Raw genomic sequence first — 23,518 nt, forward strand, 5'->3', positions numbered from 1 at the left:
CCGAGAACCGCCCGCCCACCGTGTGGTGAGACGCCGAACGACCGGCTGCCGCGCCTGGCCGCCGACAGCCCGCCGGGTCGCACCGCGGCGCTGGCCACCACCAGCTGTCACGAGGAGGAACACGCTAATGAACCACACCTCGACCAGACCGCGAAGGGGCAGCCGCCTGCGGCTGCTCCTCGGCGCCGCATGCGCCGCAGCGCTGGCCGTCACCGGCACGTTCATCGCCTCCCCCAACGCGTACGCCGAGGCCGACCGGACCCTCACCTCCAACCTCACCGGCACGCACAACGGCTACTACTTCTCGTTCTGGAAGGACAACGGCAACGCCAGCATGACGCTGCGCGCCGACGGCCGGTACAGCAGCAGCTGGGACCGGAGCACCAACAACTGGGTCGGCGGCAAGGGCTGGGCCACCGGCACCCGCCGGACGGTCAACTACTCGGCCAACTACAACCCGGGCAACAACAACACCTACCTCGCCCTGTACGGCTGGACCCGCAACCCGCTCATCGAGTACTACGTGGTGGAGAACTTCGGCAGCTACAACCCGAGCAGCGGGGCCACCAGGCTGGGCACGGTGACCACCGACGGCGGCACCTACGACATCCTGCGCAGCCTACGGACCAACGCCCCGTCGATCGACGGCATCCAGACGTTCTACCAGTACTGGAGCGTGCGCCAGAGCAAGCGCAGCAGCGGCACCATCACGGTCGCCAACCACTTCGACGCCTGGGCCCGCGCCGGCCTCAACCTCGGCACCAACCACAGCTACCAGATCATGGCCACCGAGGGCTACCAGAGCAGCGGCAGCTCCGACGTCACCGTCTGGGAGGGCGGTGGGGGCAACCCCACCACCGGCCCGACCGGCGGTCCGACCACCACCCCACCCGCGGGCGGCAACTGCACCGCGGTGCTGTCGGCCGCCGAGCAGTGGGGTGACCGGTTCAATCTGAACGTGGCGGTCAGCGGCACCAACAACTGGGTGGTCAGCCTCGGCCTCGGCGGCGGCCAGAGCATCCAGAACAGCTGGAACGCCTCGGTCAGCGGCACCACCGGCACCGTCACCGCCAGGCCGAACGGCAACGGCAACAACTTCGGCATCACGATCATGGCCAACGGCAACTGGAACTGGCCGACGGTCACCTGCCGGACCGGCTGACCCCGGCCCGACCGAACCAAGCGGGTGGCGTGCCGGCCGAGCCGGCGCGCCACCCGTGCGCCGCGCTACGGCCGGGCCGCGCGACGGAGCCTGCGGCGTACGCCGCCGTCGACCCGGGTCCTGACCCGCGCCAGGATCTCCTCGTACCGGCGGTCCGCGCGCCTGCTGAGCGCCTCGGCCTGCTCCAGCATCGCGACGATCGTCTCGATGGCCGTGTTCAGGACCTGCCCGTCGTCGAGCTCGTCGGGGCTGCGGCTCTGCGTCATGCCGGTCGGCCGGAGTTCCTCCAGGTCGCCCACGATCCGGCACGGATAGTCCCGCAGCTCCTTGATCTGCTGCTCCGCCAGCTCGGCCACCCATTCGGCCCGGTCCAGGCCGACGCCGAACCGCAGCCCGTTCTCGCGCTGGCGCAGCACGGAGTCGACCAGGTGACGCTGGACGACCTCTTGGTACGGCCTACGCAGCGGGAAGCGGTCGCCCAACGCCAGGTTGACCCGGCGCAGCACCTCGGCCTCGGCCGCGCCCAACGAGGGGTTCGAGGTGGGCGTCTCCAGTTCGCACAGGTCGTCGGGGATGCCCATGATCGCCGCGAACCGGTGCCACAGGGTGTCGTGCGGGGCACCGGGAGGCGGGACCGTCACCAGGTGGCGTCGCTCGGCGGGCACCAGGTCGCCCCAGCGGCGCAACATCCGGTTGGCGGTGTAGTTGTCCCAGAACGTCTCGAACTCGCCGCGTTCCACCGCGCCGAGGAACGCGCCGAAGCGCCAGCCGCTGCGGGCCCGGATGCTCTGCTGCCAGGTCGACGGCAGGGTACGCCACAGGTCACGCCCGGCCACCACGACGTGCACCTCGGCGGGTCGCAGGCTCTCCACGGCCCGGGTCGCCTGCGCGCTGCTCGCGCCGCCCAGCCCCTCGTTGCTGATGATCACATCGCCGGACCACTCGCGGGCCTTCGCGGCCAGCCGGTCCCAGGTCCAGCGCAGGTCGGCGTCGCGCCAGGGCACCTGGCGCAGGTCGGTCATGGCCGCGTCCTGCGCCCGGGCGCTGCCCGGCAGCAGGATGCCGGCCCGCTTCAGCTCACGCCTGTTTCTCCAGAGCACGTCCTGCACGAAGGTGCTGCCCGTCTTCGGGGCGCCGACGTGCAGGTAGACGCGTCTGGCCATGCTGCCTCCCGTGGGCGGATCAAGGATGACCGGCGTCGGCCCGGTCCGTGGCTGCCCAGGGTGACATACGAAGGTGGCGCACAGGTGTCGTCGCGGGAGCCCGCGCCCGGTGTCAGCGCTGCGGCAGGACGAGCAGCGTCACGGAGTTCGCCGGGTACGTCGCGCTGACGCCGCCACGGGTCACCCGGAGATCCCCGCCCCGGACGATCGAGGTGAGATCGGCCGGGCCGTAGGTGAAGCGCTGCGCCCTGTCCCCACCGCGGAATCCGGCGAGCGCCAACCGTGACGTCAGGTCGCCGCCGGTCTTGTTGACCACCATGACGGTGAGCGCCCTGTCGCACGAGCGTTGCGCGGCGTAGACCGCGAGCTGCCCCTGGTCGCTGCTGACCGCCGACACGCTCACGTCGCCGAACCTGCTCCCGGCCCCGTCGTAGTTGCGGTACATCCGGAACGCGTACGCACCGGGGTCGGTCGGTTTCGGCTCACCCCAGATGGTGGCCAGGTCCAGGCCCTCGCGTCCGAAGATGCCGAGTACGTCGGCCTGCGCGAGCGCGCCGTTGATGTCGTCCAGCGCGCCCCAGTTGTACTCGGTGATGGCGACCTTCGTGCCGGGATAGTACTGCGCGACCCACGCCTTCATCTGGCGGATGAACTGCAACGGCGGCGCGTTGACCCCGCCGGGGCCGATCCACGACTCGTCCACGTACGTCGGATCCCACAGCGACCGGGTGGACCGCAGCCGCAGCGCGTTGGCCTCCGGATCCTTGCCGCCGCTGATCTGCGGGTAGTAGTGCTGGTCGAAGTAGTCGAGGAAGCGCTTCCCGCCGTGGGCGTCGCCGAAGTCCTTCATGTTCTTCAGGTACCACTGGGAGAGGTTGAGCCCGCCGTGCGCCGCCGCGTCCGCACCGGGCGCGCAGCCGTCCACGCCGGACGCGACCCATTCGCAGTAGCCCCAGCCGGACGGGCCGAGCACCGCCGCACGCGGGTCAGCGGCCTTGATGGCCGCGGCGGTCGCCGTGCCCTTGCCGCCCAACTCGTCGTAGCTCACCGGGTCGGGATGCACGTCGCGGTGGGTGGAGCTCCACAGCACCGGCTCGTTGTCGAGTTCGTAGATCGGCACCCCGCCGCGTGCGGCCGGGCCGAACTGCTTCACGAGATGGGACACCATCTCGCCCGCGAACGACGCGCCGGCCGGAATGGAGGTGTCCGTGGGGACCGCGCCGGTCAGGTTCGCGTCGGCGTGCCGGCCGTTGCCGCAGTTGGGGTCCCACTGGTCGAACGAATCCTGCTCGGGGAAGCGGGTGGCCGGGAAGCCGCAGGCGAACGGGTGCGACGAGGGCGAGTCCTTCGCCACCCATCCGATCAGGGGCACGGCGACCACCTGCCTGGTCCCGTGGTCCCGGTTTCGCTGGACGAAAGCCTCGACCGTGTTGTCGGGCCCGGCCACGATGTTCTCGAAGTACCAGTCGCTGCCCGTGTTGTAGGTGTGGTTCTTGAAGTTGTAGCGGCTGCTCGCGTTGCCGCCCCAGCGGGCCACCGGCGTGCCGAGTTCGGCGACGAGCGCGGGGTCGCCGCCGTTCATGCCGTAGATGTCGGGGCTGATCGCGTGCCGGGCAGCGGAAACGTCAACGGCCAGGGTGAGCCCGCCGGCAGCCGCCGCCGGGCCGGCGACGGCCTGGGTGGTCAGCAGCCCCGCCACGAGAGATCCGGCCACACCCAGCGCCGTGGCCGGACGCGGCCTGCGCCGTCGTTGCACACCCATCAGAGGCTCCCGTCGCCGATCAGCCCAGGACGGACCGAGCCCATATATATCACCGATCGTCAATGTCATGTGCCCCGGTTCCCGTCGATTGAGCTGATCGCGATCGGCAGGGACGAACCATCCGAGCCGGCCCGGGGCCGGGCCGAGTCTCCCCGGCCCCGGGTGCATCCGGTCAGTTGCGCAGGCTCCACTGCTGGTTCGCGCCGCCGTTGCACGACCAGAGGATGATCTTCGTGCCGTTGCCGGTGGCGGCGCCGTTGGCGTCGAGGCAGAGTCCGGACTGGACGTTGGTGACGGTGCCGTTGGCGTTGACGTTCCACTGCTGGTTGGCGCCGCCGTGACAGTCCCAGATGATGACCGTGGTGCCGTTGGTCGTGCCCGCGCCGTTCGCGTCCAGGCACTTGTTGCCGTACCCGGTCAGTTGCTTGCCGGCGGTGTAGGTCCACTGCTGGTTCGCGCCGCCGGAGCAGTCCCACAGCTGCACCTGCGTGCCGTTGGTGGTGGAGGAGTTCGGCACCTCGACGCAGCGGCCGGACTGGCCGCCCACGAGCCGGCCACCCTGCGGGCCGCTGCCGCCGCTCTGCTGCCGGACGATCGAGCTGGACTCGGCCGACCGGTTGCCCTGCGCGTCGAGGACGAAGAGGCGGTACTCGCCCTGCGTCGTCGGCACGGCGATGGACGTGGCGGTGCCCCCGGCCCTGGTCATCGTCGGGCCCGCGGTGAAGGTGGTCGTGCCGGCGGGCGCCAGCCAGACCGCCTTGGTCGCGTCGCCGGTGCTGCGGATCGGAATCGACGCCGTACCGCTGGTGACGTAGGTGCTGGCCGGCAGGACGTAGTTCGGCAGGGACAGGTTGGCCGCCGGGACGATGTCCCGGAACGCGTCCTCCAGCCCCGAGTTGGCGGCGATGCCGTACGCCGGCGCGGGCCAGACGTAGTCGGAGGAGACGATGATGTCGCTGACCGTGCTGTTGGGCAGGTTCTTGTTCGAGACCTTGTTGATCGGGCCATAGGTCTGCGTGATGCTCAGGTCGTGCTTGCGCCCGAAGTCGTCGGAGTTGATGAGCCAGGTGACGTTCTTGTCCACGCTCAGGACGTTGTCCCGGAAGGTGATGTAGGCCGATCCCTCGTCCGGGTGCAGGCCGTACTTGTGCCCGGCCGGCACGCCCTGGAGATAGTTGTTCGTGATCGTGGTGCCCGGCTGGCTGCCGAGCGTGTAGATGGGCGCCGTGTCGCTGAGGCGCTGCACCGTGTCGATGATGTGGTTGTGGCTGATGGTGTTGTTCCGCGCCGTGGTGGTGGGCCGGTTGGGCGCGATCGAGCCCGATGACCCGTCGAAGTTCCACCAGCCCCAACCGAGCGTTATCCCCGACCACGGGGCCTTCTCGATCCGGTTGCGCTGCACCGTCAGGGTGTCCACGAAGTACGCCGAGATGGGGCTGTGTCCGTTGAACAGCACCGCGCTGTCGTAGAGGTAGTTGTTCCTGATGTCGATGTTCTTCGGCAGCCCCTCGACCTGCGGCAGCCACTTCTCCCGGTTGGTCGACGTCCCGTCGCCGATGTAGACGTGCTGGGGATGGCCGACGGTGATGGCGGAGCCGGCGATGTCGTTGGTGACGTTGCCGACCAGTTGGCTGTTCTGCACGTCGTTGACCATGTTGATGCCGTCGACGCCGGTGTGCTGGACCCGGTTGCGTTGCAGGAGGATGCCGTCGGCGTTCTCCACCTGGACGATGCCCGGGGTGACGTCGACGTTGCGGTAGTAGTAGTCGTGGAAGTTCCGCTTCGCGTACGCCTGCGCACCGAGGTTGCCCTGCTGCGCCTGCTTGAACGAGGAGCCGGCGACGTTGAACAGGTTCCAGTCGGAGTGCTGCACGGTGAGGCCGGAGAACGTGATGTTGCGCGCGTGGCTGCTCGTCGAGGTGCCGGCGACCCGCAGCAGGGTGGTCACGTTGTTCGGCGCGAAGACCGACGCGGTCGCCATGTTCTCGGAGCTGCTCTTGTAGTAGTAGAGCGTCCGGCTGCCCTTGTCGAAGTAGAACTCGCCCGGCGCGTCCAGGAACTCGTAGGCGTTCATCACCTTGTGGCTGCCGCCCGTCTGGGCGTTGCCGTTGAACGCGCCCTGCGCGATGGCGGCCCCCGGCTGCTGGAACAGCGCCACCCGGTTCGCGCCGTCGGAACTCGTGGTCACCTGGCGGACCCCCACGATCGCGGTGGTCCAGGTCGTCGCCGTCTCGATCTCGATGTCGTCCTGGTTGCGGGCGACGGCGGGAAAGTCGCTGAGGTTGTACTTCGCGCCGTCACACTGCGACCCCGACTCCCAGGCCCACGCGGCCTGGCCGGCCGTGACGTTGTACGTCCCGTAGCAGCCCGCCGAGCCGATCGTCTTCGACGCCATGTACGCCCGCTTGTCGTTGACGTAGAGCGCGCGCAGCTTGTTGGCGCGGTCGAGCGGCGCCTTCCAGATGTTGCCGCTGTGCTGGGTCCACCCGGTCACCTGCACACCGCCGTCGAGCACCGGCGTCTCGCCGGGGTAGGCGGAATAGATCACCCGATATCCGTTGGTGCCGGAGTCGCCCGCCCCGAACTCGATCGTGCTGCTCACCGGGTAGCTTCCACCGCGGAGATACACCTGGATGTCGCCTGTCATGCTCGAATTCACCGTACGGACGACGTCCCGCGCACGTTGCAGAGTCCGAAATGGCGACTGGAGCGTACCGGGGTTGGCGTCGTTCCCGTCAGGGGCGACATAGTAGGTCTGTTGGACGGCGGCCGAGGCCGGCAGTTGATTCGCGACCACTGCCGGGAGTGTGGAGGCGACGGCCAGCGTAATTGCCAGCAGTAACCTTCGAGCGGTAGGGACGACTGGTTTCACGTACCATTCCTTTCGCTTGCCGCCGACAGGACATGTTCGCTGGACAATCGTCCTCGGGGCGCGACGGTGAACCACCGTACGAAAATGGCCGACGGAGGGTGAGACACGGAGGGATTCCGACCGTGGCGGGTCCTTGAAAAGGAGCAGCAAAAACAGGTGCGAGGCCACGCACGCTTCGAGCGACAAGCATCTACCGACGGCACCTTGCCGTGCCGTCGGGAACGCCCGCTGCCCGCTTACACCCGCTTGCCCATGGTCACAGAATTCTGCCTTGCAGCGTAGACGTCAGACGTTTACCGCGCAACCTACAGATCGGCCGACGGCTATGCATAATCGCGGGCGGCCAAGCCGCTGGCGTGACCCGCCCGGGCGCGGCTCCGGACGGCTCCACCGCCAGGAGGTACGCCGCGAGACGCCGGCAGCGCGCCCGGCGGCTCCCGGCGCGGTGGCATCGACGAAGACGGCGGTGGCGAGAATCCGGCGGACCATGGCATTTTCGCCTCTCGTCCCCGACGGCAGACCTTCCTAGGCTCCTTCCCGACACGCGTCAACACGCGTCAACGGGAACGCAAAGGGGCTTGGTCGTGCTTCGCTATGTCATGCCGGTGGTGATCGGGCTGGTCTACGTCGGGCTCAACTCCCTCGTGCCGGAGCCGCACCGGCGACGCCTGAACGCGCTCGTCGTCACCGGCGCCGGGGCCGCCTACATCAGCGGTGGCGGGTTCGGACTGTGGGAGCTGGCCTTCTGCGCGCTGCTGCTGGTGGTGGGCTACGCCGGGCTCACCTCGTACACCTTCGTCGGGGTCGGGTGGCTCCTGCACACGGCCTGGGACGTCGTGCACCACCGGCGCGGCACCCCGATCATCCCGTCGCTGCACGACTCGTCCTTCGGCTGCGCGCTCTGCGACCCGGTCATCGCGCTCTGGTGCTTCACCGGCGGCCTGTCGGTCACGGACCTGTTCGCCCGGCTCACGCGCCGGACGGCCGACACGCGCCCGCCGGCCACCGCGCGGCCCTGACTGGTTGAATCTCCGCCATGCACACCGTGGCCGTGCTCGCCCTCGACAGCGTCGTCCCGTTCGACCTGGCCACCCCGATGGAGATCTTCCACCGCACCCGCCTGCCCGACGGCCGCGCCGGCTACCGCGTCCTCGTCTGCGCCGCCACGCCGACGGTCACCACGGGGGCGTTCAGCATCGCCGTGCCGTGGGGCCTGGACGTCCTCGCCGACGCCGACACCGTCGTCGTGCCGGGTGTCTCCGACCCCGCCGCCGCGACACCCACCGCGGTCCTCGACGCGCTGCGCGCCGCCGCCGCGAACGGCGCCCGGATCGCCTCGATCTGCGGCGGCGCGTTCACGCTCGCCGCCACCGGCCTGCTCGACGGACGCCGCGCCACCACGCACTGGCTCGCCACCGACAAGCTCGCCGCCCAGCATCCGCGGATCCAGGTCGACCCCAACGTGCTCTACGTGGACAACGGCCAGTTCCTCACGTCCGCCGGTGCCGCCGCCGGGCTCGACCTGTGCCTGCACCTGATCCGCCGCGATCACGGCGCCGCCGTCGCCGCCGACGCGGCGAGGTTGTCCGTCATGCCGCTGGAACGCGCGGGCGGGCAGGCGCAGTTCATCACGCACGAACCACCGGCCCCCGAGGGGGCGACCCTGGAGCCGCTGCTGGCCTGGATGCGCGACAACGCCCGGTGTCAGCTGACCCTCGCCGACATCGCCCGTCACGCCGGCATGAGCACCCGGACGCTGAACCGGCGCTTCCGCGACCAGACCGGCACCACCCCGCTGCGGTGGCTGCACCGGGTCCGCGTCCACCAGGCACAGCGACTCCTGGAGACCACGGCCCATCCCGTGGACCGGGTTGCGACGCAGGTCGGTTTCGGCTCCACCGCTGCCTTCCGAGACCGCTTCAAGCGGATCACCGGCACCAGCCCGCAGGCGTATCGGCGTAGCTTCCGCCGGGGCTGACCACGAACGCGGTGCCGCCTCCGCAAGCGCGTCCATCGTTCAGTGTTGGTGCGGTCAGTGCGTGCGTTGCGCCACGAACACGTACTCCCGCCCAGGGCGGTCCGGGGCCTCGCGGACGTCGACGGTGGTGAACCCACTGGTCACCAGGGTCTTCTCAACCTCTGCCCGACTGCGGAACCTCAGTGTCGAGTCGGACTGCACCACCAGGCCGTCGGAGGCAAAGGTGTACGTGTACCGGAAGGAGACGTATGGCAGCGCCACCCTGGTGACCTTCATACGCCGTTCGACCGCACCGATGCCAGGAGGGTTCCGGGTGACGGGGGCAGTGTCGACGGCCCATTCCTCCCACGCGCGGCGCTGCGGGCGTCTCGTCTCGAACACGAAATGGCCGCCGTCGCGTAGCGCGCCATGAATGCCCCGGAGCGTCGCGCTCCAGTCGCTGTCGTCAAGAAAGACCTGAGCCACGTTGCCGGTCATCACCGCGATGTCCGCTGACAGCGCGGGGAGGGTCGTGGCATCCCCGTGGAGCCAGGTGACCGATGCGGCGCCGGGTTTGGATGCCGCCACGTCGAGGGAGGCGGCGGCGGGATCAACGCCGGTCACATGTCGTCCGCTTCTCGCCAGCAGGATGGCCAGGGATCCGGTGCCGCATCCGATGTCGAGCACGCGCCGGGCGTCGAACTCGTCGACGATGCGAAGATATGCGTCGAGGTCCGCGCGGTCGCCATCGAACGCATCGTAGACAGCCGCGAGGCGCGGGTGGGCAAAGATCGCGTCGGGCATGGCAGCACCGTAGCGATACCGAATGGCCGAGGCCAACGGTAATCGAAGCGATATACCCTCGTGCCGCACCGGACGCGGCGATCTGATGCGCTGCGTTACCGCTTCTGTGCTCGGTACGTCCGCAGCAGCGCCGTGATCTTGGCATAGTCACGGGCGCCGTTCAGCTCGTTGAGCAACTCGTCCGGGCAGAGCTCATAAAGGTCGCCCCACCATCGGCGAGCCCGGTTGTCCCAGATTCGGTATCCGCCATCAACGCCCCTCGCCACGTACCTCCGCCTCGCCACCGGGGCAAGATAGCAATGCCGTTACCCGACTGCATGCGGCCTGCGGCTATCCGGTTCGTCCGAGCCGGCACCGGGACGGGGCGACAGGTGCCGTGTCGCCCCGTCCGCGGCGGCGGTGGCGGTCGGTGCCGCATCGGGCACCGACCGCTGTCGTTAGGCCGGCAGCAGGTCCTCGGGTAGGTCCTGGTAGGCGACCGGGCGGAGAAAGCGGTTGATCGCCATGGTGCCGACGGAGGTGGTCCGCGGGTCGGACGTGGCGGGGTACGGACCGCCGTGCACCGTCGCCGGTCCCACCTCGACGCCGGTCGGCCAGGCGTTGTAGACGATGCGGCCAGCACGGCGCTCCAGCAACGGCAGCAGCGTCGCGGCCAGCGCGTGGTCGTCGGGGTCGGCGTGCAGGGTGGCGGTGAGCTGCCCGGCAAGGTGCCGGGCCACCTGGATCAGGTCGTCGGGGTTGGCGCAGCCCACGAGGACGGACGTGGCGCCGAAGACCTCCTCTTGCAGACGCGGCTCGGTCAGCAGCGTCCTGGCGTCTGTCTGGTAGACGGCGGGTACGCCTGCGGTGTCAGTGGGGTTCGCGGTCCCCTCGGCAAGCAGGTCGACCTCAGGGATCCCGGCTAGTTCTGTCTGTCCGGCCCGGTACGCCTCGGCGATGGCGGTGGTCAGCATCGTCTGCGCGGGCTGCTCGCGCAGCAGTTCGGTCACCGTCTTGCGGAAGGTGTCGAGGTCGGGGCCCTCCACGGCGAGCACCAGGCCGGGGTTGGTGCAGAACTGGCCGGCGCCGGCGGTGAGCGAGGCGACGTATCCGGCGGCGGTTTCGGCGGTGGCGGCGGCGAGTCGGTGCGGCAGGAGGAAGACCGGGTTGATGGCGGACATCTCGGCGTAGACCGGGATGGGGACGGGGCGGCGTTGGGCGAGGGCGGTCAGGGCGGTGCCGCCGGCGCGGGAGCCGGTGAACCCGACAGCGGCGATCCGTGGGTCGGTGACCAGTTGCCTGCCGGTGTCGTTGCCGGCCCCGAACACCAGTGAGAACACGCCGTCGGGCATGTCGGCCTGCCGCGCGGCGTCGGCGACGCAGGCGCCGACCAGTTCGCTGGTGCGTAGGTGGGCGAGGTGCCCCTTGACCACCACGGGGCAGCCGGCGGCGAGCGCCGACGCGGTGTCGCCGCCTGCGACGGAGAACGCCAGCGGGAAGTTGGAGGCGCCGAAGACCGCGACCGGGCCGAGCGGGATGAGCCGCGACCGCAGGTCCGGTCGGGGCAGCGGGGTCCGGTGCGGCTGGGCCGGGACGTGCCGGGGATCGCGCCATTCGGGCGTGCCGAGCAGGTCGGCGAACATGCGCAGTTGGCCGGCGGTGCGGGCCAGTTCGGTGCGGGCGCGGGCCTCGGCGAGGCCGGTCTCCAGGACGACGGCGGTGACGATCTGTTCGCCGTGTTCCTCGAGGTTGGTGGCGATGCCGTTGAGGAAGTCGGCCCGGTGCCGGTCGGGTCGGGTGCGGTAGGCGTCGAAGGCCGCTTCCGCCCGCCGGCATGCCTCGGTCACGGCGGTGCCGTCATCCATGCCGTACGGCGGTTCGAGTTCCTCGCCGCTGTGCGGGTTCCGCGATCGGCGGGGTGGCGCCTGGCCCCGGACCCGGTCGTTGCCGATGAACATCTCGCCGGTCAGCGGGAACTCCCTGGGTGCGGTCACGGTTGCTCCTTGCCGGCGGCGAGGCGGGCCGGGTCGGGTAGTAGCTCGCGCTGTCCGGTGTCGCGGCGCGCGGCGAGCGCCCAGAACAGCAGGGCGATGCCGACGGCTCCGGCGTCCGGGGTGCCGAGCGCCCGTTCGCCGACGTAGCTGGCCCGTCCCATCCGGGGCCGCAGGTCGGCGGTGGCGTGGGCGTGCCGGGTTGCCGACCTGGCGACGGCGGGCCAGTCCAGCGGTCTGGGCATGTCACGGATCTCGTCGAGGGTTGGCGCGAGGCAGTCGACCATGGTTCGGTCGCCGACCTTGGCCTCGCCGACACGCTGGATGGCGGCGAGGCCGTCGGCCAGGCCGTCGAGGAGCGCGGCGTCGGTGTCGCCGTGTTCGGCGAGGCGGGGGGCGATCGCCTGCAGCAGCAGCCCGATGAGTGGACCACTGGTGCCGCCGACGTGGTCGAGGAACCAGGTGGCGGCGATGGTGACCTCGGTGGCGAGGTCTGCGTCGTCGGGTATTCGAGCGACGGCGCCGCGCAGCCCGTCGCGGAGGTTGTCGCCGAAGTCGCCGTCGCCGGCGACCTGGTCGATTCGGGTCAGCTCGGCGTGTGCGGCCTCGGCCGCGTCGAGGTAGGTCCGCATCAGCATCGTCGGTCTCATTTCCGGAGGGCGGCGGTCCACGCTGGGGCGTTCCAGAGATCGGCCCAGTCGTCGTCCAGCAGCGTGACGGTGATGGAGAAGCCGCGCATGTCCAACGCCGGCGACCAGGTGCCGACGAGGCTGCCGGTGGTGGAGACACCGCGGCTGGCGAGGGTGTCGACGGTGTGCGCGAAGACGTTGTAGAGCTCGATGGCGGTGGTGCCGCCGAGCCCGTTGATCAGGACGAGGGCTTGGTCCCCCGCCGGGAGGCCGGCGAGCACGTCGTCGACCATCCGATCGACCAGTTCCTCCAGGGGTGGCCGGGAGATGCTGCGTTGGGCGCGTTCGCCGTGGATGCCGACGCCGTACTCGACCTGGCCGGGCGGCAGGACGAAGGCGGGTTCGCCGGTGACGTGGGAGGTGTGTGCGGCGGAGGCGACGGCGATGCTGCGCGAGCGGGCCACGACGGCGCGTCCGAGCCGGGTCAGCGCGTCGAGGTCGAGACCCTGGTCGGCGGCGGCGCCGAGCAGCTTCTCGGTCAGCACCGTCGCGCCGGTGCCGCGCCGACCGGTGCCGGTCTGGTCGCTGTCGGTGGCCACGTCGTCGTCGACGAGCACCCGCTCGACCCGAATGCCGTCGTGCCGCAGCCGCTCGGCGGCGATGCCGAAGTTGATCCGGTCGCCGGTGTAGTTCTTGACCACGTGCAACACACCATCGGGGCCGGCGACCGCTCGGCTGGCCTCGTAGATCTGCCGGTTGTGCGGCGAGGCGAACACCTTGCCGGGCACGGCGGCGTCGAGTAGTCCGGTGCCGACGAGTCCGACGTGCATGGGCTCGTGGCCGGATCCGCCGCCGGAGACGATGCCGACCCGGCGGCGTGGGTCGCGGTTGACCGCGGCCACGTACACGGGATCCTGGTGGAGCGTGACGATGTCGCGGTGGGCGTGGGCGAAGCCGAGCAGTGCTCGGTCGACGTAGTCCGCCTGGGAGGTGAAGAAGGCTTCGGCCATGTCCTGGTCTCTCAGTTCCGGCCCGCCGGCTGCTCCGTGTCGGCCCGTCGTGATGACGGGACGGCGCGGCTGCCGTCTGGCGGGGTGGGGTTCGGCGGGGCGCCCGGAGGGGCCATCGATCCGCGGATGATCATCTTGGCCGGCAACACGACGTCGCCGAGGCCCTGCTCGCCGTCGAGCATCCGCAGCAACAGGTCGGCGGCGCACCGGCCCATCTCGTACGCGGGCTGGTCGATGGCGCTGATCGGCGGTTCCACCAGGGGGAAGAGGGTCATGTCGTCGAACGCCAGCAGGCTGATGTCGGTGGGGATGCGCAGTCCCGCCTGCCGGATCGCCTTGAGCGCGCCGACGGTGACGAGGTTGTTGAAGCAGAACACGGCGGTCGGCCGTGGGTCGAGCGCGAGCAGTTCGTTCATCGCCCGAAAACCGCCCTCCTCGCCGAGGTGGCCGTGCCGGATGTACTCGTCGGGCAGGCCCAACCCGGCGTCGCGGTATGCCAACCGGAAACCGGACAGGCGCTGACAGGCCGTGTCGAAGTCCCGCGGACCGGAGATCATCGCTACCCGCTGATGCCCCATGTCGAGGAGCTCCCCGATGGCGCCCCGGGTCACCTTGCGGTTGTCGGTGCGGACCAGGGGCGCCTTGATGCCCCGGGGCCGCCGGTCGACGAGAACCAGCGGCCCCTGGGTGGCGCCGAGCGCTGCGGTGAACCGCTCGTCGGTCCCGACGGTGGTGGCGGCAAGACCGGCAAGGGTGCCGTCCTGGAACGAGGTGAGCAGGTGGCGTTCCCGTTCCGGGTTGAGGTGCGAGCTGGCGATGACGCAGTGATAACGCGCCTGCGCGGCACGGTCCTCAAGCCCCTGCGCGACCTGGGCGTAGAACGGATTGGTGATGTCCGGGACGAAAAGGCCGAGCAGATTGGACCGGCCACGCGACAGGGCACGGGCTGCGGCGCTGGGCACGTAGTCCAGGCGGCGCGCCGCTTCCCTGACCTTGGCCTTTGTCGCGTCGGTCACCGACAGTTCGTCCCGCAGCGCGCGGGTCACGGTCGCGGTGGAGACGCCGGCCAATCTGGCCACGTCCCGGATTCCTGCCACCACAGAGCTCCTTGTTCCGGTCTGCGGGAATTTCCCACAGGTACAACGTGCGGGCGACGCCCGTCAATCACTCGGCGAGGACGCCGGCTTCCACCAGCGCGGCCCGGATCGCAGTCTCCTCCGCTGCGCTGACCGGCGTGAGGGGGTGCGCGCCCAGCCCACCGTTGCGTCCCTGCATCCGCAGTGCGGCCTTGATCCGTACGGTCATGTTCGGGCCATCGACGGCGCGCCAAATCGGCAGCAACCTGTTGTGGATGTCCAGTGCCGTCTTGTGGTCGCCGGCCCGCACCGCGTCCCACTGCTCGACGCAGAGCTGCGGTACGACGGTGAGCGTCGCGCTGATCGCACCGCCGGCGCCGAGCAGGTAGGCCGGGTAGAGCAGGTCGTCGACGGCGGTGAAGACGACGCCCTCGGTCGGCGCCGCCCTGAGCAGGTCGGCGAGTTGGTGGATGTTGCCGCCGGACTGCTTGACACCGACGACCCCGGGGACCTCCTGGATGATCCGGTAGACCGTGGTGGCCGGGATCAGCGCGTACGGGATCACGTTGTAGATGATGACCGGCAACCCGGTCTGCTCGGTGATCCGTCGGTAGTACTCGACGGTGGTGTCCTCGTCGGGCTGGAACAGGTAGTGGACCGGGGTGACCTGGAGGGCGTCGACTCCGACCTCTTTCAGCGCGAGACCGTAACGGATCACCTCGGCGGTCGAGTCGCGGATGATGCCCGCGATGACCGGTACGGCGCCGGCGGCCTCCTCGACGGCGATCCGGGCGACAGTGACCGACTGGTCGATGGAGAGCATCTGCCCGTCGCCGGTGGAGCCGGTCACGCACAGTCCGTGCACGCCGACGGTCAGGTGGAAGCGGATCTCCCCACGCAGTGCCTCGACATCGATGTTCTCGTCCGCGTCGAACGGCGTCACGAGCGGCGGAACGATCCCGGCGAAGCGGGGGGTGGCGGCCTGAGCCATGTGCGACCTCTCTCAACGAGCGATGTTACCGGTTACAGCACTGCGAGCTTTATCCATCCGCCTGCGGTTGTCAACCACGGCGTTAAGGGCTCATGACGTGCTCGTTTCACATCCACTCTTGACATCCGCCGGAGTCTGACGTGATCGTGTAACCGATAACACTGCTGCTCACCGACGCATCAGCCCCCCGGACACCAGCCACCCACCCCGACCCCCGAGGACGACCATGAGCCGCAATCACCACCGAGCGAGGCTTGCCGTCACCGCCGCAGCGATGGCCGGAGGTCTCGCGCTGCTCACCGCCTGCAGCCCACCCACCGCAGGTGGCCAGAACACCCGGACCGACGACGGTGGTCCCATCACCCTGACCTTCTGGACCAACCTGACGGTCAAGACCCAAGCCGCTGCCGTGCAGCGACAGGCCGAGAAGTGCGCCACCGACCAGGACGACGTCACCATCTCCTTCGAAGCCGTCCCCTTCGACAGCATGTACCCCAAGATGGTCACCGGCTTCAAAGCGGGCAACGGCCCGGACATCATGAACACCATCGAGGGAGGCGTGGCCGCCGCGCAGGCCGGCGACTTCATCGTCCCCGTCGACGACGTCGTGGACAGGCACGGCCGCGACGACTTCATCCCCTCCTACCTGCGCGCCGTCAGCAAGGACGACAAGACGTGGGCCGTGCCCGACTGGGCCCTGCACCAGGAGGTCTGGTACCGCAAGGATCTCTTCCAGGCCAAGGGCATCGCGATCCCCCGGTCCTGGCCGGAGCTGCTCGCCGCCGCCAAACAGCTCGACGACCCCGCAGCCGGGGTGCGCGGCTTCGCCGTTCCGATGGGCTCGGCGCTGGTCGCCCCACAGACCTACTACCAGTTCCTGTACGCCAACGGCGTGCACACCTTCGATCCGAAGACCGGTGAGTACGCGCTCGACCGCGACCGGGCCAAGGCCATCGAGGCCACCAGGTTCATGCTCGACCTCTACGCCGCGGCCTCCCCGCCCGAGTCGCGCACCTGGTCATGGAACGACTTCCGGACCAGTTTCGCCCAGGGCAAGCTTGCCATGGTGCTCGACTTCGGCGCCGTCGTCGGCCTGGCCGCCGAGCAGAACCCCCAGATGCTCGACAAGATGAGCGTCTTTCCGCTGCCCGGCCCGAACGAGGCGACCACGCCGCGGGGCTCGATCGGTGGCGGCTACTTCTACATGGTCGGCAAGAGCAACGACCGTCGCGAACAGGCCGCCAAGACCCTCGTGCAGTGCATGATGCAGCCGGACCTGGCAGCGGAACGCGTCAACACCCGTCCGGTCTTCGCCCTGCCCGCGACGAACAGCGCCGCGGCCTCGCCCACCTACACCGGCAACGAGACCGTCCTGCGCTTCAACACCGAGATCCAGACGATTCGGGAGCGGATCCTGCCGGAGTGGTACCGCTACGGCATGGAGGCGGGCCTCAACCAGCTCGCCGGCAAGATCGAGGCCACCACCTTCGTCGGCGACCAACTCCAGTCGGCCGCCGCCGGCACCATCACCCCGGAACAGGCGTTCGACGCCATCAACGCCGAGATGAAGCGTCTCGCCAACGTCAGCTGATTGGTGCTTCGATACCGATGACTCCCGCTTTCCTCAGGCGGACGCTCACCGGACGGCAGCAGCGCGCGGGCATGGCCTTCGCCGTTCCCGCCGCACTGCTCTTCGCGGCGATCCTGGCCTATCCGATCTTCGAGAGCTTCCGCACCTCACTGTTCTCCATCAACCTGCTGACCGGCGACGCCGAGTTCGTGGGCCTCGACAACTACACGGCCATCGCCAGCGACCGGCCGCTGCTCACCACCATCGGCAACACGCTGCTGTGGACGGTGCTCTCTCTCGTCGGGCAACTCGGCCTCGGGCTGGTAGCGGCGCTTCTCATCGACGCGGACTGGCGCGGGATGCGGTGGATCCGCCAGTTGCTGCTGATCCCGTACGTGATCCCGGTCATCGCCACCGCCCTGGTGTGGCAGTGGATGCTCGACGGCCACTACGGCATCATCAGCGGCAACCTCCAGTCCTGGGGCTGGCTGCCCGAAGGCGCGACTCCGCTCGGCCTGGAGGGCTCCGCGCTGTTCACCGTCGTCCTGGTCAACATCTGGCGCGGTTTCCCGTTCGCGATGCTCGTCTACTGGGCCCGGATGCAGGGTATCGACAAGGGGCAGTACGAGGCGGCGCGGGTCGACGGCGCCGGCCCCTGGCGGGAGTTCCTGCACGTGACCCTGCCCAACCTGCGCTCGGCCACGCTCGCGCTCCTGGCCCTGCGCGGCATCTGGACACTGATGTACTTCGAGCTGGTCTGGCTGCTCAGCCGCGGCGGACCCGCCGGGGCGAGCGAAGTGCTCTCCACCTACATCTACAAGGTGTTGATGGGCGAGTTCCAGATCGGCTACGCGGCGGCCATCGCCTCCTCCGTCGGCCTCTTCCTCGCCGCTGTCGGCCTGGCCGGCTGGCTCGTCACGCGCACCAGGAGACGCCATGCCTAGGAACAGCAAACCCACACCAGGCCGGGTCGCCGCCGTCGCCGGGCGCGTGGTGGCCCTGACGCTGATCGTCTTCTTCGCGGTCGGCCCGCTGCTCTGGATGGCGCTGAGCTCGGTCCGACCGGCCACGGAACTGTTCCAGAGTGACCCGTCGCTGATCCCGTCCCAGCTGACCGCGGAGTGGTACCGGGAGGTGTTCGAGGGCAGCGAGGCCGTGCGCTGGTTCCTCAACAGCTTCCTCGTCGCCGTGGCCACGACCGTCATCTCCCTGGTCGTCGGCACCACCGCCGGCTACGCCGTCAGCCGCTTCCAGTTCCCCGGCCGCCGGGTCCTGCTCGCCTGCCTGAGCGTGTCGTACCTGTTCCCGGCCATCCTGCTGCTGGTCCCGCTGTACCTCGCGATGTCCTCGCTCGGGCTGGTCGGCGGCCTGGTCGGCGTCACCATCGCCCACCTGACGATCACCCTGCCACTGACCACCTGGCTGATGAAGTCGTTCGTCGAGGCGGTACCCCGCGAACTGGAGGAGGCCGCCTGGGTCGACGGTCTCGGCTACCTGCGCGCCTTCCTCGCGGTGACACTGCCGCTGCTGCGCACCGGCCTGGCGACCACCGCCATGTTCTCGTTCATCCTCTCCTGGGACGAGTACCTCTTCGCCAGCGTCATCGCCCAGGGCCGCAACGTCACCGCACCTGTCGCGATGGCCGGCTTCGTCACCTCGTTCGACATCCGCTGGGGCGCGATCATGGCCCTCAGCACCCTGGTAACCATCCCCGTCGTGGGACTCTTCCTCGTGCTCCAGCGCTACTACGAGAAGGGCCTCACCGCCGGCAGCGTGAAAGGCTGAGCGTGTCACCCGAGAAGCACGTCCTCACCCCTCAGGTCCTCGTGGTCGGCGCCGGCTCGGCCGGCACCGCCGCCGCGATCGCCGCTGCCGAGACCGGCGCCGACACGCTGCTGGTCGAGGCCAGCGGACACATCGGCGGCACCCTCGCACGCCAACTGCTCGAGCACAGCGCCGGCTTCCACGACGCCGCCGGCAACCAGGTCACCGGCGGCATCGGCCAGCGGATCATCGCCCTGCTCCAGGAGTACGGCGGCTCACCCGGCCACATCCCCGATGACGTCAAATACACCGCCACCCGCACCCCGGTCAATCACGCCGAGCTGTCCATGTGCGAGGCCATCCTGCTGCGCCGAGCAGGAGTACGGCTCCTGCTCAACACGGTCGTCGTCGCCGCGCAGACCGCCGAGGGTGAGCAAGGCAAACGGGTCACCGCGGTCGTGGTGGAATCGGCCGCCCTCGGCCGTGCCCTGATCCGTCCGGAGGTGGTCGTGGACTGCTCCGGCGACGCCGTCGTCTTCGCACTCGCCGGGGCGAGCTTCCAGACCGACCGTCTCCGCTCCACCCAGCCGGCGTCCCTGCTGCTCAAACTCGGCGGCGTCGACTACGGGTCACTGCTGACGTACGCGAGCGACAACGCCGACGACTTCCGCCCCGGTAGCCGCATCGGCACACCCACCGACGAACACGTGAACCTCTGGGGCTTCGGCCGCCTGCTCGAGCAGGGCCACCGCGAGGGGCGGCTCTCCTGGCGGCGTACCGAACTGCACCTGGCCGGCTGGCCGAGGCGTGCCGAGGCCGTACTCAACCTGACCCGCACGCCGATCGACCCCGCCGGCAGTCGTCTCGGCGACACCTACCTGACGCTCGCCGAACAGGTCATGCAGACCGTGGCCTGGTTCCGTCGGTACGTACCCGGTGGATCGGACGCGTACCTGGCCGATGTGGCAGACCGGGTAGGAGTGCGGGAATCACGGCGGATCAAGGGAATCACCACCCTGCGCGAGGAGGACGTCAGAAGCGGTCGCCGCAGCCCCGACAGCATCGGGCAGGCAGCCTTCCCCATCGACGTGCACGCCAGCGACGCACCAGGGCTTTCCCACACCGACGGTCTGACCGCCGCCTACGACATCCCGTACGGAATCCTCGTCGGCCACGACCACGACAACCTCCTCGCAGCCGGTCGATGCGTCTCGAGCACCCACGAGGCCAACGGCTCGGCCAGGATCACCGCCACCTGCTTCACCACCGGCGAAGCGGCCGGCACCGCGGCGGCCCTGGCCGTCCGACACCGTACGAATCCCCGCCGCCTCGACGTCGAACAGCTCCAGGCGGCACTTCGCCAACGTGCAGTAATCGGAGCCCGCTAACCACCTGATGATGATGGTCGATCGGCAACATCAGCGACCTCGAGATCATGCACCGGACGCCAACTTGTTGGCTCTGGCACACATTCTGGTGAGACGGTCGCCGTTGCCGCCTGTGGGTGTGAGGAGCGCGGCGAACGGGCCGATGAAGCCGGCCAGCGCGGTCGTCTGCGGGCAGGCGGCGGTGAGAGCGTGGACGAGCGTCCGCTGGTGGCCTGTGAGCTGGTCGGGTGCGGTCAGGAGGTAGTCCTCCACCTGATCACTGTTCTGCAGCGGTTCCTGGTCAAGGGCAAGAGCATCACCGACGGGCTCACAGCATCGCCGCAGGTTCGGATTCAGCGCTCAGGCTGACGTGGTGGGCAACGCCGGCGCTGCCCGTGAGCTTCTCTCAGGCGCCGTGGGCGGAGTGAATGCCGAGATCGGTACGCCCTGGCAGTAGATCCTCGCGGAGGGCCCGGGTCCCGTGGTAGTCGCCATCGCGCAGGCGTCGGAACGGCAGGGTGGGCTCGGTGTCGACGGTGCGCAGCCGCTCTCGTAGTCGCGTGGTCTCGCGTTCGACAGCGGCGGTGTCCAGACTGTCGGCATCGTGGACGACGTGCAGGTCGACCACGTCGATGCCGACGTACCAGAGCACGCCGTGGGTGACGGGGAACAGCAGGGAATCGATGTCGCCGCTGATACCGCGCGGGCCGATCGATGCGGCGTCTTCGCCGGCGGTCACCACGATCAACGCCCGGCGTCCGGCGAGGCCGCCGTCGCCGTAGCGGCGCGGCAGCCCATCGTCATCGAGGTCACCGTACGCGAATCCACTGGTGAGTACTCGGTCGAACCAACCTTTGAGGATCGCGGGCGGCCCGTACCACCACAACGGGAACTGGATGACCAACAGCTCGGCCGCGGCCAGTTTCGCCTGCTCGTCGCGCACGTCGGCGGGCAGTTCGCCCCGGGCGTACGCCTCGCCGGCCAGTTCGGCGATGTTGCCGGGATTCGCGACCAGCTCACCGAGGTCACGGTCGCTGAGAACGGGGTCGAAGCCCTGCGCGTACAAATCGGACGTCTGCACCCGGTAGCGAGCGGCCAGGGCCTCGGTGCCCGCCTGGAGGAGGTGAGCGTTGAAGGATTCCCGGCGGGGATGCGCGTACACCCAGAGGGCGTTGCCTGCCTCGGGGGTGTGGGTGATCGTCATCGGGTCTCCTCGCTCGTGGGGTGTCGGTTCTCGGTGGCGACCGCCGTGACGACGCGGGCAAGCGCGTCGCGGGCGCGCTCGGGGCTGATCCGGTTGTCGAGGGTGCTGCGGGCGAGGGCGTCGCCGGCGCCGACAATGGCCTGCAATCCTGCCGTGTCGATGGGGCCGGCCAGGGGCACGAGTGCCTCGCGGCACATGTCGAGGTAGGCCTCTTCGGCCTCCTGGCGTAGCCGGTTGAGGGTGGCTGAGCCAGTCAGCGCGGCGACGACGTCGGCCAGCTCTCGGCCTTCGGCAAGGCAGCAGTCGATGTATGCCCCCGCAACCAGGTCCGCCACTCTCGGCAGGTCGGGCTCGGCTTCCTCGAGCGCGGCGCGCAGCGTCTCGCGCTGGCGGGCCTCGAACTCGCGGTACAGCTCGGCGAGGATGCCGCCTCGGTCGCCGAAGTGGTCGTAGACCAGGGGTTTGGTCACTCCGGCGCGGTCGGCGAGCCGGGCGAGGGTGAACTCGCCGGTGCCGGCGTCGCGGATGAGCTCGCGGGCGACCTGCAGTAGTTGGGTGTGCCGCTGCTGCTTGGACATCCTGCGGCGCGGGCCGGCCGCCGGTAGCTCACTCACCCGAACTCCTTCCACACCAAGATCGCCGTAAGTTACTTCCAGTAAGTTACCACAAGTAACTTCGATCGGATATGGATCTTCGCTCCGGTGAACACGACGGCGGCAGCGGGCCGCGCGGTACACATCCATGCCTTGCCCGGTCGGTGTGGTTGTCTCCGCTGCCCATGGCAGCAGACGTCGTTACCATCGGAACCACGGCATCCGCGACATCGCGGGCAGCGTGGCAATGCTGGCCATTTCCATCATCGCCGCCTCGATGCGGGCCGCCTCGTGGCCGCCGAAGCCACGTCAAATCCCGCGACGGCGTACCAGTCCGCTCCGCCGTTGACGCCTGCCTCGGCCTGTTGCTCCCCCGGCTCGACGGCAGCACTCCCGAACGGGGTGCCGCTCGAAACGGCTCAGCTCTGCGTGAGCCGCAGAACGCGAACGTCCCAGGGGCCTTGCCAACCAGTCTGATCACCGGATTAACGGTCGTCTCAGATTCGCTCGTTACGAAGTTGGCCTCAGACAAGCGATGCAACCCGCCAGGAGGCTATTGATGTCAGTCAACGCAGCGCCGCCCAGGGAAGCGCCGCCCGGTCGGTTGGCAGGCCGGTGGGTGCCGTGGCTGGTGATCGGCTTGTGGCTGGCGCTGGCGGCGGTCATGGTGCCGTTGAGCGGAAAGTTGAGCTCGGTCACCACCGACAAAGCCGTGGACACCCTGCCGGCCAGCGCCGAGTCCACCAAGGTGGCGGTGCTAGAGGACAGTCTCCCCGGCGGCGAGGACAACACGTTCGTCTTCGTGTACCACCGCGCCGGTGGCATGACCGACGCCGACCGCGCGACGGTCGAGCGCCACCACAACGCCCTTGCCGAGCGGTACCCGCCGAAGGTGGCGGCCGGCGAGGACGACGAGGGCCCAGCGACAAGACTCTCCACCGACGGCAAGGCGATGATGTTCACCCTCGACGTGAGCACGACCTACGGCGCACCGGAGGCCATCGTCGGCCCGTTGCGTGACGCCGCGAAGGACCGCCCCGCCGGCCTGGAACTCGACGTGACCGGCCCAGCCGCGATCGACGGCGACATGGACGCTGTCTTCGACGGCATCGACCTGCAGGTCCTCCTCACCACGGTCGTCGTCGTCACGGTCCTGCTTATCCTCACCTACCGCAGCCCGGTGTTGTGGTTCATCCCGCTCGTGGTCGTCGGCGCGGGCCGCCCGCCACGCCACGCCTCGAACCTGTCGGGATCGACCCGGACGTCGGCGAACGACAGGATCTGCGACTCCCCGTCGCCCGGCGTGCGCCGGCGCAGCAGGGCCCGCACCCGGGCCAGCAGCTCCTCGGTGGCGAACGGCTTGGGCAGGTAGTCGTCAGCGCCCGCGTCCAACCCCGCGACCCGGTCGGAGACCTGGTCAAGAGCGGTCAACATAAGCACCGGCAGTGTACTTCGATGGACGCCCCAACGGGGACACCCCTTCCTCTGGACCAACATCCAGTCTCAGGGTGTCCACATCTCAGGGGGAAGCCCAGGTAAGGTCCGCGCCGAGCTTGGTCAGCTCTCCAGCGAGGGCGTAGCGGGTGTCGTGGATGCGCTCACGGAAGTAGCTCGCTCCGGGTGC

At 69.5% G+C, this 23,518-nt stretch carries 19 protein-coding genes and 2 pseudogenes; 8 read left to right on the top strand and 13 right to left on the bottom strand.

Annotation, left to right across the window (positions count from 1 at the left end):
* Positions 1-127 precede the first annotated feature (127 nt).
* Entirely contained in the window at positions 128-1,162 is a 1,035-nt protein-coding gene (locus tag ACFYWL_RS14015; protein ID WP_386971886.1) for a glycoside hydrolase family 11 protein, read from the top strand.
* Positions 1,163-1,227: 65 nt separating this feature from the next.
* Here the strand turns inward: ACFYWL_RS14015 and ACFYWL_RS14020 are convergent, their stop codons facing one another.
* The 3 genes from ACFYWL_RS14020 to ACFYWL_RS14030 form a co-directional block, all read right to left on the bottom strand.
* The gene (locus ACFYWL_RS14020; RefSeq protein WP_386971889.1) at positions 1,228-2,325 is read right to left on the bottom strand and encodes a hypothetical protein; all 1,098 of its coding nucleotides are present in this window, start codon (positions 2,323-2,325) and stop codon (positions 1,228-1,230) included.
* 112 nt (positions 2,326-2,437) lie between these two features.
* The gene (locus ACFYWL_RS14025; protein WP_386971892.1) at positions 2,438-4,087 is read right to left on the bottom strand and encodes a glycoside hydrolase family 44 protein; all 1,650 of its coding nucleotides are present in this window, start codon (positions 4,085-4,087) and stop codon (positions 2,438-2,440) included.
* A 172-nt stretch (positions 4,088-4,259) separates the two neighbouring features.
* The gene (locus ACFYWL_RS14030; RefSeq protein ID WP_386971895.1) at positions 4,260-6,959 is read right to left on the bottom strand and encodes a ricin-type beta-trefoil lectin domain protein; all 2,700 of its coding nucleotides are present in this window, start codon (positions 6,957-6,959) and stop codon (positions 4,260-4,262) included.
* Between the two features lie 584 nt (positions 6,960-7,543).
* Between ACFYWL_RS14030 and ACFYWL_RS14035 the strand changes: the two genes are divergently transcribed.
* Complete coding sequence (locus ACFYWL_RS14035; protein ID WP_386971898.1) at positions 7,544-7,978, top strand: DUF6010 family protein; 435 nt, start codon at positions 7,544-7,546, stop codon at positions 7,976-7,978.
* Between the two features lie 17 nt (positions 7,979-7,995).
* A complete protein-coding gene (locus ACFYWL_RS14040) occupies positions 7,996-8,937 on the top strand; it encodes a GlxA family transcriptional regulator (RefSeq protein ID WP_386971900.1) in 942 nt (313 codons plus the stop codon).
* A 54-nt stretch (positions 8,938-8,991) separates the two neighbouring features.
* On the opposite strand, the gene ACFYWL_RS14045 is transcribed toward ACFYWL_RS14040, so the two are convergent.
* The 6 genes from ACFYWL_RS14045 to ACFYWL_RS14070 all read right to left on the bottom strand — a co-directional run bounded on the left by ACFYWL_RS14045 (position 8,992) and on the right by ACFYWL_RS14070 (position 15,396).
* Entirely contained in the window at positions 8,992-9,720 is a 729-nt protein-coding gene (locus ACFYWL_RS14045; RefSeq protein ID WP_386971903.1) for a class I SAM-dependent methyltransferase, read from the bottom strand.
* 437 nt (positions 9,721-10,157) lie between these two features.
* A complete protein-coding gene (locus tag ACFYWL_RS14050; RefSeq protein ID WP_386971906.1) occupies positions 10,158-11,693 on the bottom strand; it encodes an aldehyde dehydrogenase (NADP(+)) in 1,536 nt (511 codons plus the stop codon).
* Entirely contained in the window at positions 11,690-12,328 is a 639-nt protein-coding gene (locus ACFYWL_RS14055; protein ID WP_386971908.1) for a DAK2 domain-containing protein, read from the bottom strand. Before ACFYWL_RS14055 ends, ACFYWL_RS14050 begins: the two co-directional genes overlap by 4 nt.
* 8 nt (positions 12,329-12,336) lie before the next feature.
* Positions 12,337-13,329 carry a dihydroxyacetone kinase subunit DhaK gene (locus ACFYWL_RS14060; protein ID WP_386971910.1) on the bottom strand — a complete coding sequence of 331 codons (993 nt, stop codon included), beginning with the start codon at positions 13,327-13,329 and terminating at the stop codon, positions 12,337-12,339.
* Between the two features lie 11 nt (positions 13,330-13,340).
* Positions 13,341-14,429, bottom strand: a complete 1,089-nt coding sequence (locus ACFYWL_RS14065; protein WP_386971913.1) for a LacI family DNA-binding transcriptional regulator — start codon at positions 14,427-14,429, stop codon at positions 13,341-13,343.
* Between the two features lie 64 nt (positions 14,430-14,493).
* Complete coding sequence (locus ACFYWL_RS14070) at positions 14,494-15,396, bottom strand: dihydrodipicolinate synthase family protein (RefSeq protein WP_386971916.1); 903 nt, start codon at positions 15,394-15,396, stop codon at positions 14,494-14,496.
* A 274-nt stretch (positions 15,397-15,670) separates the two neighbouring features.
* On the opposite strand from ACFYWL_RS14070, the gene ACFYWL_RS14075 reads away from it, so the two are divergent.
* From ACFYWL_RS14075 to ACFYWL_RS14090, 4 genes are read left to right on the top strand one after another with little or no spacing between them, the layout of a single operon-like run.
* Entirely contained in the window at positions 15,671-16,987 is a 1,317-nt protein-coding gene (locus ACFYWL_RS14075) for an ABC transporter substrate-binding protein (RefSeq protein WP_386971919.1), read from the top strand.
* 17 nt (positions 16,988-17,004) lie between these two features.
* The gene (locus ACFYWL_RS14080) at positions 17,005-17,910 is read left to right on the top strand and encodes a carbohydrate ABC transporter permease (RefSeq protein WP_386971922.1); all 906 of its coding nucleotides are present in this window, start codon (positions 17,005-17,007) and stop codon (positions 17,908-17,910) included.
* Entirely contained in the window at positions 17,903-18,751 is an 849-nt protein-coding gene (locus ACFYWL_RS14085) for a carbohydrate ABC transporter permease (RefSeq protein WP_386971924.1), read from the top strand. The genes ACFYWL_RS14080 and ACFYWL_RS14085 overlap by 8 nt, the downstream gene beginning before the upstream one ends.
* A 2-nt stretch (positions 18,752-18,753) precedes the next feature.
* Positions 18,754-20,118 carry an FAD-dependent oxidoreductase gene (locus ACFYWL_RS14090; protein ID WP_386971927.1) on the top strand — a complete coding sequence of 455 codons (1,365 nt, stop codon included), beginning with the start codon at positions 18,754-18,756 and terminating at the stop codon, positions 20,116-20,118.
* Between the two features lie 45 nt (positions 20,119-20,163).
* Here the strand turns inward: ACFYWL_RS14090 and ACFYWL_RS14095 are convergent, their stop codons facing one another.
* From ACFYWL_RS14095 to ACFYWL_RS14105, 3 genes are all read right to left on the bottom strand, one after another.
* Positions 20,164-20,370, bottom strand: a complete 207-nt coding sequence (locus tag ACFYWL_RS14095) for a hypothetical protein (RefSeq protein WP_386971930.1) — start codon at positions 20,368-20,370, stop codon at positions 20,164-20,166.
* Between the two features lie 133 nt (positions 20,371-20,503).
* Positions 20,504-21,301 carry an NAD(P)H-dependent oxidoreductase gene (locus tag ACFYWL_RS14100; RefSeq protein ID WP_386971933.1) on the bottom strand — a complete coding sequence of 266 codons (798 nt, stop codon included), beginning with the start codon at positions 21,299-21,301 and terminating at the stop codon, positions 20,504-20,506.
* Positions 21,298-21,915 carry a TetR/AcrR family transcriptional regulator gene (locus tag ACFYWL_RS14105; protein WP_386971934.1) on the bottom strand — a complete coding sequence of 206 codons (618 nt, stop codon included), beginning with the start codon at positions 21,913-21,915 and terminating at the stop codon, positions 21,298-21,300. The genes ACFYWL_RS14100 and ACFYWL_RS14105 overlap by 4 nt, the downstream gene beginning before the upstream one ends.
* 643 nt (positions 21,916-22,558) lie before the next feature.
* Here ACFYWL_RS14105 and ACFYWL_RS14110 point away from each other — a divergent pair.
* Positions 22,559-23,050, top strand: a pseudogene (locus ACFYWL_RS14110) (MMPL family transporter); the annotation flags it as partial.
* Between the two features lie 47 nt (positions 23,051-23,097).
* On the opposite strand, the pseudogene ACFYWL_RS14115 reads toward ACFYWL_RS14110, so the two are convergent.
* Positions 23,098-23,340: pseudogene (locus tag ACFYWL_RS14115) on the bottom strand (response regulator); the annotation flags it as partial.
* Positions 23,341-23,518: the final 178 nt, after the last annotated feature.

The sequence above is a fragment of the Micromonospora sp. NPDC002575 genome (assembly GCF_042889525.1).
GTDB lineage: Bacteria > Actinomycetota > Actinomycetes > Mycobacteriales > Micromonosporaceae > Micromonospora > Micromonospora carbonacea.